This is a genomic window from Pinisolibacter aquiterrae (assembly GCF_019160155.1).
Lineage (GTDB): Bacteria > Pseudomonadota > Alphaproteobacteria > Rhizobiales > Ancalomicrobiaceae > Pinisolibacter > Pinisolibacter aquiterrae.
The window spans coordinates 231,646-248,201 of record NZ_JAFNIH010000025.1 but is presented as its reverse complement, the minus strand read 5'-3'; the positions used below and the strand labels follow the sequence as shown (position 1 = coordinate 248,201).

Sequence of the window (16,556 nt, the reverse complement as noted above, 5' to 3'; positions counted from 1 at the left end):
AGCGTGGCGCGCCCTACGGGAGTCGAACCCGTCTTTGCAACGTGAAAGGCTGCCGTCCTAACCGATAGACGAAGGGCGCTCACGAGGCGTGCTTCTATAGTGCTTCGTTCGCCTCGGCAAGTCCCCCCGCGCACGCGGACGAGGCGACGGGCGGGCTTGTGGAAATCCCCCGCGCGACGGTCTTGTGACGGGGCGCGCGATCGTGGCAGGGAAGGGGCCTCGCCTTCGGGAAGGACCCCGTCATGCCGCTTCTCGTCCCCGTCGACGACCCGCTCGATCCGCGCATCGCGGACTTTCGCGACATTCGCGAACGCGATCTCGTCGGCCGCCGCGATCTCTTCGTCGCCGAGGGCGAGGTGGTGCTCTCGGTTCTCGCGGGATCGCCGCGTCACGAGACGGTGTCGCTCCTCATCGACGCGCGCCGGATCGAGGCGCTGGCGCCGCTTCTCGAGCGGTTGGCGCCGGAAGTGCCGGTCCATGTCGCCGCGCGCGGCGTCGTCGATGCGATCGTCGGCTTTCCGCTCCATCGCGGCATCCTGGCGATCGGCCGGCGCGGGACGCTCCCGACGGCCTCGGCGCTCCTCGAGACCCTCGCCCCCGACGCGGTCGTGGTGGCGGCGCTCGGCATCGCCAATCACGACAATATGGGCGGCCTCTTCCGCAACGCCGCCGCCTTCGGGGCGGGCGCGGTGCTGATGGACGCGACCTGCTGCGATCCCTTCTATCGCAAGGCGCTGCGGGTCTCGGTCGGCCATGTGCTGAGCGTGCCGCAGGCGCGGTTCGGCCTCGGCGAGGATCCGGTCGAAACCCTCGCGCGGCACGGGTTCGAGGTGCTGTCGCTGTCGCCGTCGGGCGCCGAGCGTCTGGTCGACGTCCGCCCGCACGGCCGGGTCGCGTTCCTGCTCGGCACCGAGGGACCGGGGCTGCCGGAGGCGGTCCTGGCGCGCACCCGGGCGGTTCGGATCCCGATGGCGCCGGGCGTCGACAGTCTCAACGTCGCGACCACCTCCGGTATCGTGCTGCATCATCTGTGCGTGCGGTGACGGCCGAAGCCGCCGCCGTCTCGGGCGAGGGGGCGCGCGCCGCGACCCTTCGGCACGGCGGAGATCGCGAAATGTTGCATTTCTGGCATTGAAACGGGGGGGCGCTTCGTCCTAGACCGGCTGTTCCTTTCCCGAACCCGGTGTCGATCATGCCTGCTCGCCTCTCTCTGCCCCGCGATCGCATCTCCATTCTGCTCCTCGAGGGCATCAGCCAGACCGCCGTCGACCTGTTGAGGGCGGCCGGCTACACCAACGTCACGCATCTGAAGACGGCGTTGGAAGGCGATGCGCTGAAGGAGGCGGTCAAGGGTGTCCACATGATCGGCATCCGCTCGCGCACCAAGTTGACCGAGGAGGTCTTCGAGGCGGCGGACAAGCTGATGGCGGTCGGCTGCTTCTCGGTCGGCACCAATCAGGTCGATCTGCAGGCGGCGGCCCGGCGCGGCATTCCGGTCTTCAACGCGCCCTTCTCCAACACCCGCTCGGTCGCCGAACTGGTGATCGGCGAGATCGTCATGCTGCTCCGCCGCATTCCCGATCGCTCGCGCTCGGCGCACGAGGGCGGCTGGGACAAGTCGGCCAACGGCTCCTTCGAGGTGCGCGGCAAGACGCTCGGCATCGTCGGCTACGGCAACATCGGCTCGCAGCTCTCCAATCTCGCCGAGAGCATGGGCATGCGGGTGATCTACCAGGATCTGACCGACAAGCTGCGCCACGGCAACACCGAGCCGGTCGGCAGCCTGACGGAGCTGCTCGCTCAGGCCGACGTCGTCTCGCTGCACGTGCCGGAGACCCCGGCGACGCACATGATGATCGGCGAGAAAGAGATCCGCGCCATGAAGAAGGGCGCCTATCTCATCAACAACGCGCGCGGCACGGTGGTCGATCTCGACGCGCTCGCCGGCGCCCTGAAGGACGGCCATCTCGCCGGCGCCGCCGTCGACGTGTTCCCCAAGGAGCCGAAGTCGAACGCGGAGAAGTTCGTCTCGCCGCTCCAGGGCCTCGCCAACGTCATCCTCACCCCGCACATCGGCGGGTCGACCGAGGAGGCGCAGGAGCGCATCGGCTCGGAAGTGGCGCGCAAGCTCGCCGACTGGTCCGACATCGGCTCGACCGTCGGCGCCGTCAACTTCCCGCAGGTGCAGCTGCCGGCGCGTCCGGCCGGTACCCGCTTCATGCACGTCCACATGAACCGGCCGGGCATGCTCAACCGGCTCAACACGCTCTTCTCCGATCGCGGCCTCAACATCGCCGCGCAGTATCTCCAGACCGACGGCGAGGTCGGTTACGTGGTGATCGAGGCGGATGCGGCCGACGATTTCGCCGACGAGGTGCTGGCGGAGATGCGCTCGATCGAGGGCACGATCCGCGCGCGTCTGCTCTACTGAGGCTCGTCCCCGAGATCCCGACGCGTCGGGATCTCGGGGACGAGGGCGGGTCCGCGTCACGCTCCCGAGGCCGCGATCGTCAGCCGCTCCCGCGCGGCCTCGACGATCCGGCCGGGGTCGATGGCGGTGATGCCGCGCAGGCCCGAGGCGGCTTCCGCCTCGGTCGGGACGAGGATCGTCGCCCGGGTCGAGCGCGGCCGCCAGCGCCGCGTCTCGCGGGTATCCTCCGGATAGAGCGCCACCATCGGCCGGTCGAACAGGGCGGCGATGTGGACGATCGAGGTGTCGGGCGAGATCACCAGATCGGCGCCGGCGATCAGCGCCGCCGTCGCCTCGATCCGCGCCACCGGCACCGGCTGGGTCTCGACGGGCCAGCGCGCCACGGCGGCGCGCCAGTCGCCCGGCACCGAGGGCGGCAGCGGCACGATCACCCGCGTCGGCTCGGCGCGCGCCGCGATCAGGCGTTCGGCGATGGCCGCGATGGTCGGCGCCGGCAGGATGCGGGTGCGATCGGCGCCGAAGGGATTGAGCAGGATTCGCGTCACCGGGCGGTCGCCCCACAGAGCGGCGGCGGCGGCGCGGTCGTCGGCGGGAAGCCGCCAATCGAAGCGCCAATCGCCGGCCTGCACGCCGATCGCCGCGAGAAACGCGGCGGCGCGCTCGACGACATGGCCGTCCACGGGCAGATCGAGCAGGCGGAACAGCGAGCCGATGCCGGGTTCGACCCCCTTCAGCCGCAGCCGCGCGCCGGAGAGCGCCATCACCAGCATGTCGGACCAGCGGGCGCGGTCGGTCAGTTCGACCACCGTGTCGCAACCGAGCCGGCGCAGCGCCAGCCCGGTGCGGACGACGTCGCCGAGCGACTTGCGCCGGCAGGGGAGCACCACGTCGACGCCGGGGGTCTCGCGATAGAGATCGAGCTGATGGGGGGCGGCGACCGCGATCATGGTCGCCCCGGTGGCGCGGCCGATCGCGCCGAAGAGATGGCTCGACAGGACCCAGTCGCCGATCTTGCCGTCCCAGCGGATCAGCGCCACGGGCCCGAGCGGCCGCCCGACGGCTGCGCTCGCCGGCCACGGCGACCAGACGAGCCGGGCGAGCGCGATGCGGATCCGCATGGCGAGTGGATTGCGCCGTTTGGTCGAGGCGGTCGACTGGTCGGCGGCGGTCTCGCTCATGGACGGGCCTCGCTGGCGATGGCTTCGGCGAGCGCCACCAGCGCCCGCACATGGGTGTCGACGTCGGGATCGTAGAGGAGCGCCGCGCGGCCGTCGGCGAGGCGGGAGGTGCCGGCGCGGACATGCGCCACCGCGCGCGCCAGCGCCTCGGCGAGGGAGGCGGGATCGGCGCGGGTGAAGTCGATCCGCGCCGTCTCGGCGATCACCTCGCGGCAGCCGAGCGTCTCGGCCGTCACCACCGGGGTGCCGCACAGGATCGATTCCACGCCGACGAGGCCGAAGGGCTCGTAGTCCGACGCGAGGATCGCATAGTCGGCCGCCGCATAGAGCCGCTCCATTCCGGCGACGTAACCCATATCGCGCAGATTGCGCCCGGCCTTCCCGATCGGCCGCCCGGCGACGGCGAGGAGAACCGGCAGGTCCGTCGTCTCGAACACGCGCCGCAAGACGTCGAGCCCCTTGCGGCGGTGGCTCGACGAGGGGAAGGCGAAGACGACGGTCTCGTCGTCGAAGCCGAAGTCGCGGCGGAGCGCCCGCCGCGCCGCCGCGTCGACCGGCCGGAACCGGCCCGCGTCGACGGGCGGATAGAGCGTCCGCAGCTTTTCATCTGGAATCGCATAGAGATCGCGGAGCTCGTCGGCCATCAGCCGCGAATGCGCGACGACGATCGATGAGCCGGCGTAGAAGTCTCTTTCCAGGCGAACTTGTCGCCGGTCCCAGAAGCCCTGGGGGCGGCCGGAGGCGAGGCCGTGGCCGAGATGGGTGCCGCCGCAGATCGCGATGTCGGCCGAGCGGGTGCGGTTGGTGCCGATCATCACGTCGACGGGGTGGCGGCGACGAGCGGTCACCAGACGCCGGGCGAAGACCTCGTCGCGCAGCTTGCCGGGGACGAGGGCGAGCGAGATCGCGACCGGGTCGATCCGGCCGTAGTCCGGCAGCGATCGATCGAAGGCGCGGGCGAAGACCGTCGGCCGGTGGCCGAGGCGGGCGAGGCCGGCGACGACGTCCATGGCGTAGCGTTCCATGCCGCCGCTCGCCTTCAGGGCACTGCAGGACAAGCCGAGCCGCATGGCGGGGATCCCTCCGTCGCGCTCAGGCGTCGCCGCGCTCACTGATGCGCGCGATGATCGCCGAGGTCGAGCGCCCCTCGACGAAGGGCAGGACCCGCACCTCGCCGCCGGCCGCCAGGACCTCGCGGGCGCCGACGATCGTCTCGATCGTGTAGTCGCCGCCCTTGACGAGCACGTCGGGCGCGACCGCCGTGATCACGTCGAGGGGCGTGTCGGTGTGGCGGCCTTCCGCGTCGACCGACCCGTCGAAGGGGATCACCCAATCGACCGCCTTCAGCGCCGCCAGCACGGCGGCGCGGTCGGCGAGGCCGTTGACCGGGCGGGTCTCGCCCTTCAGGCGGCGCACCGAGGCATCCGAATTGAGCGCCACCACGAGGCGATGGCCGAGCGCCTTGGCGCGGGTCAGATAATCGACGTGGCCGGCGTGGAGGATGTCGAAACAGCCGTTGGTCATGACGATGCGCTCGCCGCGCGCCTTGGCCTCGCGGATCTGGCGCAGGGTGACGGCGGGATCCTCGACGTCGCCGTGGGGGGCGGCGAGCGCGAAGAGTTCGTCGAGCGTCACCGTGGCGGTGCCCATTCGGCCGACGACGATGCCGGCGGCGAGATTGGCGAGACGGGTCGCGTCGGCGAAATCGGCGCCGGCGGCGAGCGCGGCGGAGAGCGTCGCGATCACCGTGTCGCCGGCGCCGGTGACGTCGTAGACCTCGCGCGCCTCGGTCGGGATGTCCAAGCGGAAGCCGTCGCGGCCGAAGAGGCTCATGCCCTTCTCGCCGCGCGTGACCAGGAGATATTCGAGCGCCAGGCTCTCGCGGAGCGCGAAGCCGCGCGCGGCGAAATCGGCCTCGTCGACGGCGCGGCCGGCGACCACGGCGAATTCCGAGGCGTTGGGGGTGATCGCGGTCGCGCCGCGATAGCGGCCGAAATCGGAGCCCTTGGGATCGACCACCACCGGCCGCGAGGCGGCGCGCGCGGCCGCGATCATCGCGGCGACCGCTTCGAGCGTGCCTTTGCCGTAGTCGGAGAGCACGACCAGATCGTGATCGGCGAGCGCGGCGGTGAAGGCGGCGAGCAGCGCGGCGTGATCGGCGTCGGCGAAACCGTCCTCGAAATCGAGGCGGAGCAGTTGATGGCGCTGCGACAGGACGCGCAGCTTGACGATGGTGCGGGCGCCCTTCACCGGCACGAAACAGGTCTCGACCCCGGCCTCGGCGAGCCGGGCGGCGAGGGCCGCGGCATCGGCATCGACGCCGACATAGGCGAGGAAAGTGACGGGCACCCCGAGGGAGGCGAGATTGAGCGCGACGTTCGCGGCGCCGCCGGGGCGCTCGAACACGTCGGCGACCCTGACGATCGGCACCGGCGCCTCCGGCGAGATCCGCCCGACCGGCCCTTCCATGTAACGATCGAGCATGGCGTCGCCGACGACGAGGAGGCGCTTGGCGGCGAGATTGCGCAGAAGGAGGTGCATGGACGAACGCTCGAAGACCCTGGGGACCTCGTGTCTAATCCACTCGCGCGGGCAGGTCCACTGCGGGGGCCGAGCCGCAAACGGCGCGGCGCGTCGAAGCGCCGATCAGCCGCGATCGACGAGACCGCGCAACGCCGCGTTGATCCGTTCCTGCCAGCCCGGCCCGTCCTCCTGGAAGTGCTCCAGGATGTCGCGATCGATCCGCAGGGTGACGGTCTCGCGGACGTTGGGCAGCGTGGGGGCCTTGGGCGGGGCTTCCACCGGCCTGGTGGTCGCCGATCTGAAGGCCGTTTCGGCGGCGTCGCGCGCGGAGGAGCCGGAACGCCGGATCGGGGGGCGGGTCATGATGAGGGTCCTTCGGCGGGTGAGTGTCGCGCCGATCGTCTCTCGGCGCCGGAGCGAAGGCCGGAATCCCGCGACGCATCCGGCGTTCAGGATATCAGCCGGACGTGCCGGACGCGAGGGATCACGGCGGCGACGGCAGAGCGATCGCTCGAGGGCGGTGACGGGACCGCCGCGCCGCGTGGTCGACGGGCCACGGGATCCCGAGGGATCGGGACCCCGTGGCATCGTGGTCACTTCACCGTTTCGGCCGACTTCTTGACGAACCGGCCGTCGAAGGTCGCGGCGAGGTCGATCTTCGCGGCGGCGAAGGCGCCGGGCTCGGTCGCCTCGAGGAAGGCGAGGGTGGAGGTCATGCCCTCCTCGGGGATCAGGCCGGTCTTGGAATAGGTCGGGAAGGACGCGGCCACCGCCTTCAGATAGAGGGCCTTGTCGCCGAGCCAATATTCCTCGGGCACGGCCGCGGCGATCTCATCCGGCGTCGCCTTCTCGATCCACTTCAGAGTGCGATAGAAGACGTCGGTCAGCGCCTGGACGGTCTGCGGGTTGGCGTCGACGAAGTCCTTCTTCAGATAGAGCACGGCGGCCGGGTTCGAACCGCCGAAGACGGCGCGGGTGCCGGCCTCGGTGCGCATGTCGACCAGGACCTTGATGGCGCCGTCGGCGTCGAGCTTGGAGATGACCGGGTCGAGATGGGCGACCGCGTCGACGTTGCCGTGCTCGACCGCCGCGACCGCCGAGGCGCCGCCGCCGACGCCGATGAAGGAGGCGTCGTCCGCCTTCAGCCCGGCCTTGACCAGCTGATAGACGGTCGTCAGATGGGTCGAGGAGCCCGGCGCGGTGACGCCGATCTTCATGCCCTTCAGGTCGGCGACGGTCTTGACCTTGTCGGCCTTGTCCTTGGCGACGGCGAGAACGATGCCGGGGAAGCGGCCGAGCTCGATCACCGCCTCGATCTTCTGGCCCTTCTGCTGCATGCGGATGGTGTGCTCGTAGGCGCCGGTGACGGCGTCGACCGAGCCGCCGATCAGCGCCTGCAGCGCCTTGGAGCCGCCGCCGAAGTCGTTGATGGTGACGTCGAGGCCGGCGTCCTTGAAGTAGCCGAGGCGCTCGGCGAGCGTCAGCGGCAGATAATAGAGCAGCGGCTTGCCGCCGACGCCGATCTGGAGCGTCGTCTTCTCGGGCGCGGCCACCGCCGGACCGGCGGCGAGGCCGAGGGCGACGAGGCCCGCGGCGAGGAGGGTCGTGAAGGACTTCATGTGCGTCTCTCCCTGTCGTTCTTGGTTGGTGACGGTCAATCGTTGCCGATCGGAGCCTGTGGACGCCAGACGAGCAGACGATTTTCGATCGCCGTCACGCCCCAGTCGATGATCAGGACGAAGACGGCGAGCACGAACATGCCGGCGAAGACACCGGCGATGTCGAAGACGCCTTCCGCCTGATGGATGAGATAGCCGAGGCCGGCCGAGGAGCCGAGATATTCGCCGACCACCGCGCCGACCAGCGCGAAGCCGACCGAGGTGTGGAGCGAGGAGAACATCCACGACAGCGCCGACGGCCAATAGACGTGGCGGAAGAGCTGGCGGTCGTTCATGCCCATCAGTCGCGCGTTGGCGAGCACCACGGGACTGACTTCCTTGACGCCCTGATAGACGTTGAAGAAGACGATGAAGAACACCAGCGTCACGCCGAGCGCCACCTTCGACCAGATGCCGAGGCCGAGCCACAGCATGAAGATCGGCGCCAGCACGACGCGGGGCAGCGCGTTGACCATCTTCAGATAGGGGTCGAACACCGCCGCGACGGTCGGCTTCCGGGCGAACCAGAAGCCGAACAGGATGCCGCCGGCCGCGCCGATCACGAAGGCGAGGGCGGTCTCGATCAGCGTCACCGCGAGGTGATGCCAGACGACGCCGGTCGCCACCATCCGCACCACCCGGGAGAAGACCTCGCCCGGGGTGGAGAAGAAGAAGGGTGGCAGCAGCAGCACGCCGCCGATCTTCACCGTCGATCCGATCCACCAGATCGCGATCGCCACCACGGCGACGAGGGCCTGGAGCGCGAAGAGCTTCATCCGGCTCATGCGGCGTCCTCCCCGTAGGTCTTCACCACTTCGGCGCGCAACTGGTTCCAGATGGCGCGGTGCAACTCGTGGAAGCGCGGATCGAGCCGAATTTCGGAGGCGTCGCGCGGGCGAGCGAGATCGATGCGGTGATCGCCGATGACGCGGGCGTTCGGACCGGCCGACATGATCAGCACGCGATCGGACAATGCGATCGCCTCCTCGAGGTCATGGGTGACGAAGAGCACGGCCTTGCGATCGGCGGCCCACAGGCCGAGCAGGAGATTGCCCATGATCTGCCGGGTCTGGGCGTCGAGCGGGCCGAAGGGCTCGTCCATCAGCAGGATTTTGGGGTGGCGAATCAGCACCTGGGCGAGGCCGACGCGCTTCCTCTGGCCGCCGGAGAGCTGATGGGGGTAGCGATCGGCGAAGCGGGCGAGGCCGACGCGGCCGAGCCAGACGCGCGCCTCCTCGAGCGCTTCGGCGCGCGGCCGGCCGGCGATCTCGAGGCCGAGGGCGACGTTGTCGAGCGCGGTCTTCCAGGGCATGACGGCGTCCTGCTGGAAGAGATAGCCCGCCTCGCGGCAGAGGCCGGAGAGGGGGCGGCCGAAGACCTCGACGCCCCCGGCGGCGGGCTTCAACAGGCCGGCGACGGCGTTGAGGAGCGTCGACTTGCCGCAACCCGTCGGCCCGACGATCGAGACGAATTCGTTTTCCCCGACGGTCAGAGAGGTCGCGTCGACCGCCTCGTAGGCGGGGCGCCCCTTCTGGCCGAACGCGATGCGCAGTCCGTCGAGACGGATCGCCGGCCGTGCGTCGGCAGCCGACGTTTCGCCTGAGACTTCCATGTTCCGCTTCCCCCCCCGGGCCCATCGCCGGCGAGGTTCGCACCCCGCTTCCGGCAAACGTCCGCATTCTCACGATGCGGGCGGGTACTTTCCCCATCCGGTCCGGTGGGGTCAAGCGTGTGAGGGGCGGTGTTCGAGGCGGGGCGGGCGCGGCGTCTCGGCGAAGGCGACGTCTTCGCAGGAGCGAAGGCGTGACGCGCGGCGCCCATGCCGCGGTGAGCCCGTGATGGAGGGCGAAAGGCCCGGCGTCTCGGGTGGCGCACGTCCCCCGACGGCCGCGCTCTTCGCCCGCGCGGCGAATGTGCGGACGCGAAGAATTGCGTAGGGTTTCTTGCGGTGCAGCAAAAATTCCAGAATCCGTCCATTCTCCCCCCTGCGAGGCGCCGCGCGACGGCCGCCCACGACACCACTCAATCGACGAGCGGCGCCCGCGATGCGCCCTCACGGAAGCGAGGAATGGACGATGACGAGCGACATCAGATCGATCACCGTGATCGGTGGCGGCACCATGGGCAGTGGCATCGCCGCGGCCTGCGCGGCCGCCGAGCGCAACGTGCTCGTGCTCGAGGCGACCCGCGATCTCGCCGAGGCGGCGCGGGCGCGGGTGGCGGCCCTGGCCGTCGACGCGGCGGAAGCGGCGCGCATCGCCGAGCGCCTGACGGTCGGCACCATCGGCGACGACCTCGGGTTGATCGGCGACAGCGACTGGATCTGCGAAGCGGTGATCGAGAAGCTCGAGGTCAAGCGCGACCTGCTGCGCCGCATCGAGCCGAAACGGCGCGATGGTTCGATCGTCTCGACCAACACCTCGGGCATCCCGCTGCACGACATTCTCGAAGGCGCGCCGGAGCGCCAGCGACGCGATACGCTCGTCACCCACTTCTTCAATCCGGTCCGCCTGATGCGCCTGATCGAGATCGTCTCGGGCGACGACACCAGCCCCGAGGCCCACGACAAGCTGGTCCATTTCGTCCACGACGTGCTCGGCAAGGGCGTCGTCGACGCCAAGGACACTCCGAACTTCATCGGCAACCGCATCGGCTGCTTCTGGATCCTCGCCGGTCTCCACAAGGCGGTGGCGCATCGTGCCGCCGGCCTCACCATCGAGACCATCGACGCGCTGATGAGCGCGCCGGTCGGCATTCCCTCGACCGGGCTCTACGGCCTCGCCGACCTGATCGGTCTCGACGTGATGGATTCGATCGCCCGCAACCTCGCCGCGACCCTGCCCGAGGGCGACGCCGGCCGGGCCTTCGCTTCGCTCCCGGCGGCGGAAGCCGCGATGGTCGCGCGCGGCCAACTCGGGCGCAAGACCGGCGGCGGCTACTACCGGGTCAAGCGGACGCCGGACGGCGGCAAGGTCAAGGAGGTCTACGACTCCACCACCGGCACGTGGTCGCCCGCCGCGCGCGTGACCCTCTCCCCGGTTCATGCCGATCTGGCCTCGTTGATGTTCGCCGACGACGCCGAAGGCCGTTTCGCCTGGGATCTGCTCGGCGACACCCTGGTCTATGCCGCCGACCTGGTTCCGGAGATCGCCGACGACGTGGTCAGTATCGATCGCGCGCTTCGCTGGGGCTTCGCGTGGACCCGCGGCCCGTTCGAACTGCTCGATCGGATCGGCCCGGCGCGAGTCGTCGCGCGTCTGCGCGCCGAAGGCCGTGCCGTGCCGCACATGCTCGCGGTCGCCGAGCGCGTCGGCGCCGCGACCTTCTACGAAGGCGACACCTACCTCACCGCCGAGGGCGGCAGGGCTCCGATCGCCCCGGAGTGATCGCGCCTCCGGCGCTCGATCGACTGCGGATCCGCCGTGGCATCGTCCACGGCGGAGGCGTCTTCGCGAGACGCTTCGGCTCGCTGCCGCTTCCGCAATCCCACCCCGGCCCCCTCGCCAGCCTCCGCGAGGACGTGGACGCTTTTCTCTTCGAGGCGCGTCGAACGGCGGCGAGCGTGTTCGTGGTCGGAGTGCGTCGACCCTCTTCGAGGGTGACGATCCGCCGCTCCGGCGGAACGGTGCCTCGAGCGACGTGGACCCGACGGGACCGCCGCGTCGCGAGCGGTCGACCACCCGTCACCCCGAGCGTCACCCGGCAGACGTTCCACCGAAAAATTCGGCCCGCGAAGTCTTGCGAATCACTGATCTGATTGGTGAGCCGGGCGGGGATCGAACCCGCGACCACATGATTAAAAGTCGTTTTTTTAGCCCCATTTCAAGCCATTGAAGCAAAAGGAATTCAGCGATTTTCACCAGATAACCACCTGTAAATACGTGTCTTTGTGTTGACATCTGCGGACACGAGCGGACAATGGATGTCAGCGATGCACCTCCGCAGTGACGGACACGGTGCGGACACGGAGACCCGCTGATTATGTCTCAGAGGCTCACGGACACGATTGTGAAGGGGCTCGAGGCTCCTCCGTCGGGGAACAAGATCCATTACGACGCGGAGATGAAGGGCTTCGGCATCCGCGTCACCGCCAACGGCGCGAAGTCGTTCATTCTGAACTATCGAACCAATGGCGGGCGGGAGCGTCGCTTCACCATCGGCGCCTATCCCGCGTGGAAGGTCGCCGCCGCGAGAGCGGAAGCCGCCGAACTGCGCAAACGGGTCGATCGCGGCGAAGACCCTCTGGCAGAGATCGAAGCCGACCGGAACGCGAAGACGGTTCGCGATCTGTGCGAGCGGTTCACGAAAGACCATCTACCGAAGACCCGCCCGAACACCGAGTCCGGCTACCGCATCATCATCGACCGTGAAATCCTCCCGGAGTTGCAGCACCGGAAAGTCGCAGACGTGACGTTCTCGGATATCGACGAACTGCACCGCAAGATCACCAAGCGCGGCGCTACATATCAGGCGAATCGGACGGTTGCCGTCCTGTCCAAAATGTTCAGCCTCGCCATTCGCTGGGAGTGGCGGACGGACAATCCATGCCGAGGCGTCGAAAAGAACCAAGAGGTTAAGCGCCACCGTTACCTGTCTCCGGCCGAACTGGGACAACTGACCAGGGCGCTGACCGGCCTCGCCGACCAGCAGGGAGCGGACATCATCCGGCTGTTGCTCCTCACGGGTGCGCGACGTGGCGAAGTGCTCGCCGCGAAGTGGGAACAGTTCGACATCGAGGCCGGGGTTTGGACGAAGCCGGGTTCGACGACGAAACAGAAGACGCTTCATCGCGTCCCGTTGTCGGCGCCGACTCGCCTGCTTCTCGCAAACCTCCGTGCCAAGGCCGGCGACGATGCGGAGTACGTCTTTCCGAGCCGGCGATCGGCGACCACCTCGGAGGCAACGAAGGGCAGCCGTGGCAAGCCCGGCCCCCGCGTTGACATCAAGCGCGCATGGCGACAGGTCTGCATCGATGCCAGCATCACCGAAGCGCGGCAGATCAAGGGACGCACGGGCAAGGTGCGCACCGTCGTCGAACCGTCCGCTCGCATCCACGACCTGAGACACACCTATGCGTCGATGCTCGCGTCGGCCGGCATGTCGTTGCCTATCATCGGCGCCCTTCTCGGGCATTCCCAGCCCTCGACCACCGCTCGCTATTCGCACCTCATGGACGACCCTCTGAGGGCAGCGACGGAGCGGGTCGGGGCGATCATCGCGCCCGGCAAAGACGCCGAATTGGTTTCGATCAAGGGATAGAATCCATGGTTGACGTTTTATGGATAGGCATCCGTGAAGAGGTGGAGGCGGGGGATTTCTCACGTCTTATCTCCAAACTGAGAGATGAGGATGGCTACGTCCCGCAAGAGGCGAGAATTCTTATCGCCGATATTATTGAAGGTAAAATTGTACGCCCGGCCAATCGTCCGCGCAGCGTGAACAAGGAATATGAAGAACAGAAGATTGCGGATTACGTAAGATTTCTTCAATATGAATACGATATGAAGCAAATGGCCGCCATTTCAAAAGCAATGGAGGAGTTCAAGATAAGCGAGCGGTCAGTCAGGACATTCCTTGCGAGAAGATCAGAGAGCGCACTTTTAACACATCTCAAGAGAACCCGAGAACGAGAGAGGCTTATGTTCAAGGCAATGGCTGCCAAAGATGAGTGAGATACCGGGGGCAGGTGATCTGCAAATAAGTCCGCCTTTATTGCATACGTATTTGATTTTGTAGGTCTTTTTGTCCTGTTATGGTCGCTTCCATCCTGGTTCATGCAGAGGATGGAATGTGATGTCGCTTCTCGAAGATATGTTGGCTGAGAAGGAAATCGCCGCCGAACTTGGGGTGAGTTCTCGAACGGTTAAGCGTTGGCGCGCGATGCCCGATGGGCTTCCGTTTATCGCCCTCGGCGGTCGCATTTTCTATCGCCGCTCATCAGTTCGGTCTTGGATCGAGGGTCGCGAGTGTTTCCCGAACCGGCGTCGGAGGTCCGCGTGATGGGCGACTTCACCACGACGGCACTCGTCGCCTACATCGACAACGAGGGCGAATATCTGACGATCCGCCACTTCGATGACGAAAGCGAATTGGCCGATTGGTCTGGCCGGGGGCTCGCCAAGTTTGCCGAGATGCTTGGCGAGAACGAAGCGGAGGGTATCCCCTGCTTCTGGGGTGGCCCCGCCTCAATGAACCCATACGTCGGCGTTCTACCGTTCGCTGACGAACGGGGGGCGGTATTGCAACGTCCCGACGCAAAACACCCCGCGCGCGGCTGGCACCGTGGCGGGGTGGGAAATGCAGATCCGATTGGCGTCGCGATCAGCAAGAACGATATCACCGCCCCCGCAACGATCCAAGCCGCGAAAAGTCGGGAGCCCCATCGATATTGTGTCTGTATCCGACCCGACGTCGACGGGTGGGAATACCTCGTTGTCAATCAGGGCGGCGACTCCGGCGGATGGCGGGTGCGAGTGCCGAGGTTGAGCGAGAGATCGCGATCGAGAAGGCGAAGTCCGAGCCGAAGAAGGGATGGGGCGACGCCGCGAAATCCAGCGGTGACGGGCTCATGTCGAAACTCGACGAGATGATCGCCGGCATCCCCGTCTATCAGTTCGGTGACGGCGGACTGGTCCAGACCGGGACATATGGCGAGTTGGCAAACGTCGATCAGGCCTGATCGGTCGAGCACCGGAGCGCAAAGGTGGAACACGTCGCCATCACCCATCCGACCATTGGCATCGACCCCGGCCTATCGGGGGCTATGGCGGTGGTGACGCCTTCGGGCGATCTCGTGACCGTGTTCGACCTCCCCGTGATGGGCGAGGGCAAGGCGGCGCGGATCGACGCCACATCTCTCGCTCGGCTGATCTCGGAATTCGATCCGGCGAAGGCGGTGGTCGAACAGGTCGGATCGATGCCGGGACAGGGTGTCGCCTCGACCTTCGCCTTCGGCCGTGCCGTGGGAGTCCTGGCGGGCGTCCTGGGGGCACTGGCGGTGACGACCGAGTATGTGGCGCCCGGAACGTGGAAGCGATCCTACGGGCTCGCCAGCGCCAAGGAAGACGCGCGCCGAAGGGCGATCGAGCTATGGCCGGCGCACGCCGCCCTCTTCGCCCGCAAGAAAGACCACGGGCGGGCGGAAGCGGCGCTCATTGCGAGATGGGGGATCGATCGCAAATGACCATCGCCGCAACGCTCGAAGACCTGGCGGTGACGCTCGCCGCGCGATCGATCGACTACGGCACGCCCGACGCGGCTTTCGATCGGATCGCCCGCCTGTGGTCCGTCGTCCTCGGAACCGAGATCACGCCGCACCGTGTCGCCCTGATGCTCGCGCTGATGAAGGCGGCGCGGTTGATCGAGAGGGAAGATCACGGTGACAGTTGGGCCGACCTCGCCGGCTATGCCGTGATCGGATCGACGCTCGCCCCGGAAGCCCACGAGGTAGGCGAGATCGCCCCTTGACGAAAACCAAAAAGCAATCATTTTGATGGTATGACAAAGCCGCGTAGACATCTCCGCCTCGTCGTGACCGATGAACAGCCAGATGATCTCGACGCGCACGAGGCTCGAAGGATCGTGCGCGATCTGGCGACGAACTCCGCGCGTGTATCGGTGCTGCCACATGCACAGAAGCGCAAGCGGCAGCGGCGGATTTCGTTCGAAGACATCCTTCGCGTGCTTCGCGGCGGCACTGTCACCGAGGGGCCATACATCGCGCCGAAGTCGGGGTGGTGGCGCTTCAACGTCACGGGCCGGTCGGCGGGTGACGAGGTGACGTGCGTCGTTGAAATCGAATGGAAGACGAAACTTCTCGTGGTGACGGTGTTCTGAGTTCGAGGAAGCATGAGGTGTTCGCCATGACCTACCACTATACGGACAGCGGCCTGGATCGCGTGTTCCTGGTCAACGGATACGAGATCCATGCGACCCCCTACGGCGATGCCGTGTCGATTCACGATGTCGAAGGGCTTCACCGAGCCATCGCACGCGCCATCGTACGCAGCCCGAAGCGGATCGACGGTGCCGAGTTCCGGTTCCTGCGGAAGCATCTCGACCAATCGCAAAAGGCGCTGGCGAACCTGATCGGCGCCGAAGAACAAGGCGTCTATCGGTGGGAGCGGCTGCGAAAGAAGCCGGTTCCTGGCATGGCCGATCGTCTGATCCGCATCCTCTTCGAGGAAAGCGACGACGACAAGCCGGGCCGCTGGATTCTGGAACGGCTCGCCGATCTCGATCCCGTCGACGCCGACGACATCAAGATGGATCGGAGCGCCGACGGGTGGGGTGTCGCAGCCTGAAGCCGATTTGGCCAATCAGCAAAGCGGGTCGGCTTGAGGTGCCGTCCCTCACAATCGGAGGCCTGCTCGCGAGTGGCGATCCTTCGCCGTCTCGACTCGGTTTACCGCAATGCGGTGGCGAAGGAGAGGGAAGCGCAGGCGGCGCGGCGGGCGGGGTGACGGTCACGTCTTGCAGACGTAGGTATGCTCGTATTCAGGCCGCCAAATCTCGAAGCTGGTCTTGATCTCGCACTTCCGGTTGGTCTTCTCGAACCACATCTTCGCAATCGCTTGATGCGAGGCGAGGACGGGATCGGTGACGACCATGCCGAGGGTGAGACCGGAAAGGAACGCGGGGCCGGCGATCGTTCCGGGGCTCGGCGTCGTCATGATCTTGCCGATGTCGGGCCGGTCGAAGACCCAGAACGTCCCGTTGGGGGTGTCGATCACCTCCTTTGAAACGCTGCCGTAGGTCTCCATGATG

At 67.4% G+C, this 16,556-nt stretch carries 19 protein-coding genes and 1 tRNA gene; 11 read left to right on the top strand and 9 right to left on the bottom strand.

The annotated features are described in order from the left end of the window. Window positions 1-4: 4 nt before the first annotated feature. Window positions 5-79: transfer RNA gene (locus J3S89_RS10660), tRNA-Glu, on the bottom strand. A gap of 163 nt (window positions 80-242) precedes the next feature. On the opposite strand from J3S89_RS10660, the gene J3S89_RS10655 reads away from it, so the two are divergent. After that, window positions 243-1,043 carry a TrmH family RNA methyltransferase gene (locus tag J3S89_RS10655; protein ID WP_217927517.1) on the top strand — a complete coding sequence of 267 codons (801 nt, stop codon included), beginning with the start codon at window positions 243-245 and terminating at the stop codon, window positions 1,041-1,043. Between the two features lie 149 nt (window positions 1,044-1,192). After that, entirely contained in the window at window positions 1,193-2,431 is a 1,239-nt protein-coding gene (gene serA, locus J3S89_RS10650) for a phosphoglycerate dehydrogenase (protein WP_217927516.1), read from the top strand. A 56-nt stretch (window positions 2,432-2,487) separates the two neighbouring features. Here serA and J3S89_RS10645 read toward each other — a convergent pair whose 3' ends face one another. The 7 genes from J3S89_RS10645 to J3S89_RS10615 all read right to left on the bottom strand — a co-directional run bounded on the left by J3S89_RS10645 (window position 2,488) and on the right by J3S89_RS10615 (window position 9,402). Continuing rightward, entirely contained in the window at window positions 2,488-3,609 is a 1,122-nt protein-coding gene (locus tag J3S89_RS10645; protein ID WP_230488958.1) for a glycosyltransferase family 9 protein, read from the bottom strand. After that, complete coding sequence (locus J3S89_RS10640; RefSeq protein WP_217927515.1) at window positions 3,606-4,679, bottom strand: glycosyltransferase family 4 protein; 1,074 nt, start codon at window positions 4,677-4,679, stop codon at window positions 3,606-3,608. The genes J3S89_RS10645 and J3S89_RS10640 overlap by 4 nt, the downstream gene beginning before the upstream one ends. 22 nt (window positions 4,680-4,701) lie before the next feature. Further along, on the bottom strand, window positions 4,702-6,150 hold the full coding sequence (gene hldE / locus J3S89_RS10635; protein WP_217927514.1) for a bifunctional D-glycero-beta-D-manno-heptose-7-phosphate kinase/D-glycero-beta-D-manno-heptose 1-phosphate adenylyltransferase HldE: 1,449 nt from the start codon (window positions 6,148-6,150) through the stop codon (window positions 4,702-4,704). 105 nt (window positions 6,151-6,255) lie between these two features. Beyond that, window positions 6,256-6,495, bottom strand: a complete 240-nt coding sequence (locus J3S89_RS10630) for a BrnA antitoxin family protein (RefSeq protein WP_217927513.1) — start codon at window positions 6,493-6,495, stop codon at window positions 6,256-6,258. 230 nt (window positions 6,496-6,725) lie between these two features. Next, a complete protein-coding gene (locus tag J3S89_RS10625; RefSeq protein ID WP_217927512.1) occupies window positions 6,726-7,751 on the bottom strand; it encodes an ABC transporter substrate-binding protein in 1,026 nt (341 codons plus the stop codon). A gap of 35 nt (window positions 7,752-7,786) precedes the next feature. After that, on the bottom strand, window positions 7,787-8,575 hold the full coding sequence (locus J3S89_RS10620; protein WP_217927511.1) for an ABC transporter permease: 789 nt from the start codon (window positions 8,573-8,575) through the stop codon (window positions 7,787-7,789). Further along, a complete protein-coding gene (locus J3S89_RS10615; protein WP_217927510.1) occupies window positions 8,572-9,402 on the bottom strand; it encodes an ABC transporter ATP-binding protein in 831 nt (276 codons plus the stop codon). Before J3S89_RS10615 ends, J3S89_RS10620 begins: the two co-directional genes overlap by 4 nt. 463 nt (window positions 9,403-9,865) lie before the next feature. On the opposite strand from J3S89_RS10615, the gene J3S89_RS10610 reads away from it, so the two are divergent. From J3S89_RS10610 to J3S89_RS10570, 9 genes are all read left to right on the top strand, one after another. Continuing rightward, window positions 9,866-11,176: a 3-hydroxyacyl-CoA dehydrogenase gene (locus tag J3S89_RS10610; protein ID WP_217927509.1), complete on the top strand. Its 1,311-nt coding sequence runs from the start codon at window positions 9,866-9,868 to the stop codon at window positions 11,174-11,176. Window positions 11,177-11,771: 595 nt separating this feature from the next. Next, window positions 11,772-13,049: a tyrosine-type recombinase/integrase gene (locus tag J3S89_RS10605; RefSeq protein WP_217927508.1), complete on the top strand. Its 1,278-nt coding sequence runs from the start codon at window positions 11,772-11,774 to the stop codon at window positions 13,047-13,049. Between the two features lie 5 nt (window positions 13,050-13,054). Further along, window positions 13,055-13,462: a hypothetical protein gene (locus J3S89_RS10600; RefSeq protein ID WP_217927507.1), complete on the top strand. Its 408-nt coding sequence runs from the start codon at window positions 13,055-13,057 to the stop codon at window positions 13,460-13,462. 121 nt (window positions 13,463-13,583) lie between these two features. Beyond that, window positions 13,584-13,790, top strand: a complete 207-nt coding sequence (locus J3S89_RS23630; RefSeq protein WP_217927506.1) for a helix-turn-helix transcriptional regulator — start codon at window positions 13,584-13,586, stop codon at window positions 13,788-13,790. Then, window positions 13,790-14,380, top strand: a complete 591-nt coding sequence (locus J3S89_RS10590; protein ID WP_217927505.1) for a hypothetical protein — start codon at window positions 13,790-13,792, stop codon at window positions 14,378-14,380. The genes J3S89_RS23630 and J3S89_RS10590 overlap by 1 nt, the downstream gene beginning before the upstream one ends. A gap of 113 nt (window positions 14,381-14,493) precedes the next feature. Continuing rightward, on the top strand, window positions 14,494-14,973 hold the full coding sequence (locus tag J3S89_RS10585) for a RuvC family protein (RefSeq protein WP_217927504.1): 480 nt from the start codon (window positions 14,494-14,496) through the stop codon (window positions 14,971-14,973). Beyond that, window positions 14,970-15,257, top strand: coding sequence for a DUF6378 domain-containing protein (locus J3S89_RS10580; RefSeq protein ID WP_217927503.1), 288 nt, complete (start codon window positions 14,970-14,972; stop codon window positions 15,255-15,257). Before J3S89_RS10585 ends, J3S89_RS10580 begins: the two co-directional genes overlap by 4 nt. 63 nt (window positions 15,258-15,320) lie before the next feature. Continuing rightward, a complete protein-coding gene (locus J3S89_RS10575; RefSeq protein WP_217927501.1) occupies window positions 15,321-15,626 on the top strand; it encodes a DUF4258 domain-containing protein in 306 nt (101 codons plus the stop codon). A 26-nt stretch (window positions 15,627-15,652) separates the two neighbouring features. Continuing rightward, window positions 15,653-16,093 carry a helix-turn-helix domain-containing protein gene (locus J3S89_RS10570; RefSeq protein WP_217927499.1) on the top strand — a complete coding sequence of 147 codons (441 nt, stop codon included), beginning with the start codon at window positions 15,653-15,655 and terminating at the stop codon, window positions 16,091-16,093. Between the two features lie 162 nt (window positions 16,094-16,255). Here J3S89_RS10570 and J3S89_RS10565 read toward each other — a convergent pair whose 3' ends face one another. Next, entirely contained in the window at window positions 16,256-16,552 is a 297-nt protein-coding gene (locus J3S89_RS10565) for a hypothetical protein (RefSeq protein ID WP_217927497.1), read from the bottom strand. Window positions 16,553-16,556 lie beyond the last annotated feature (4 nt).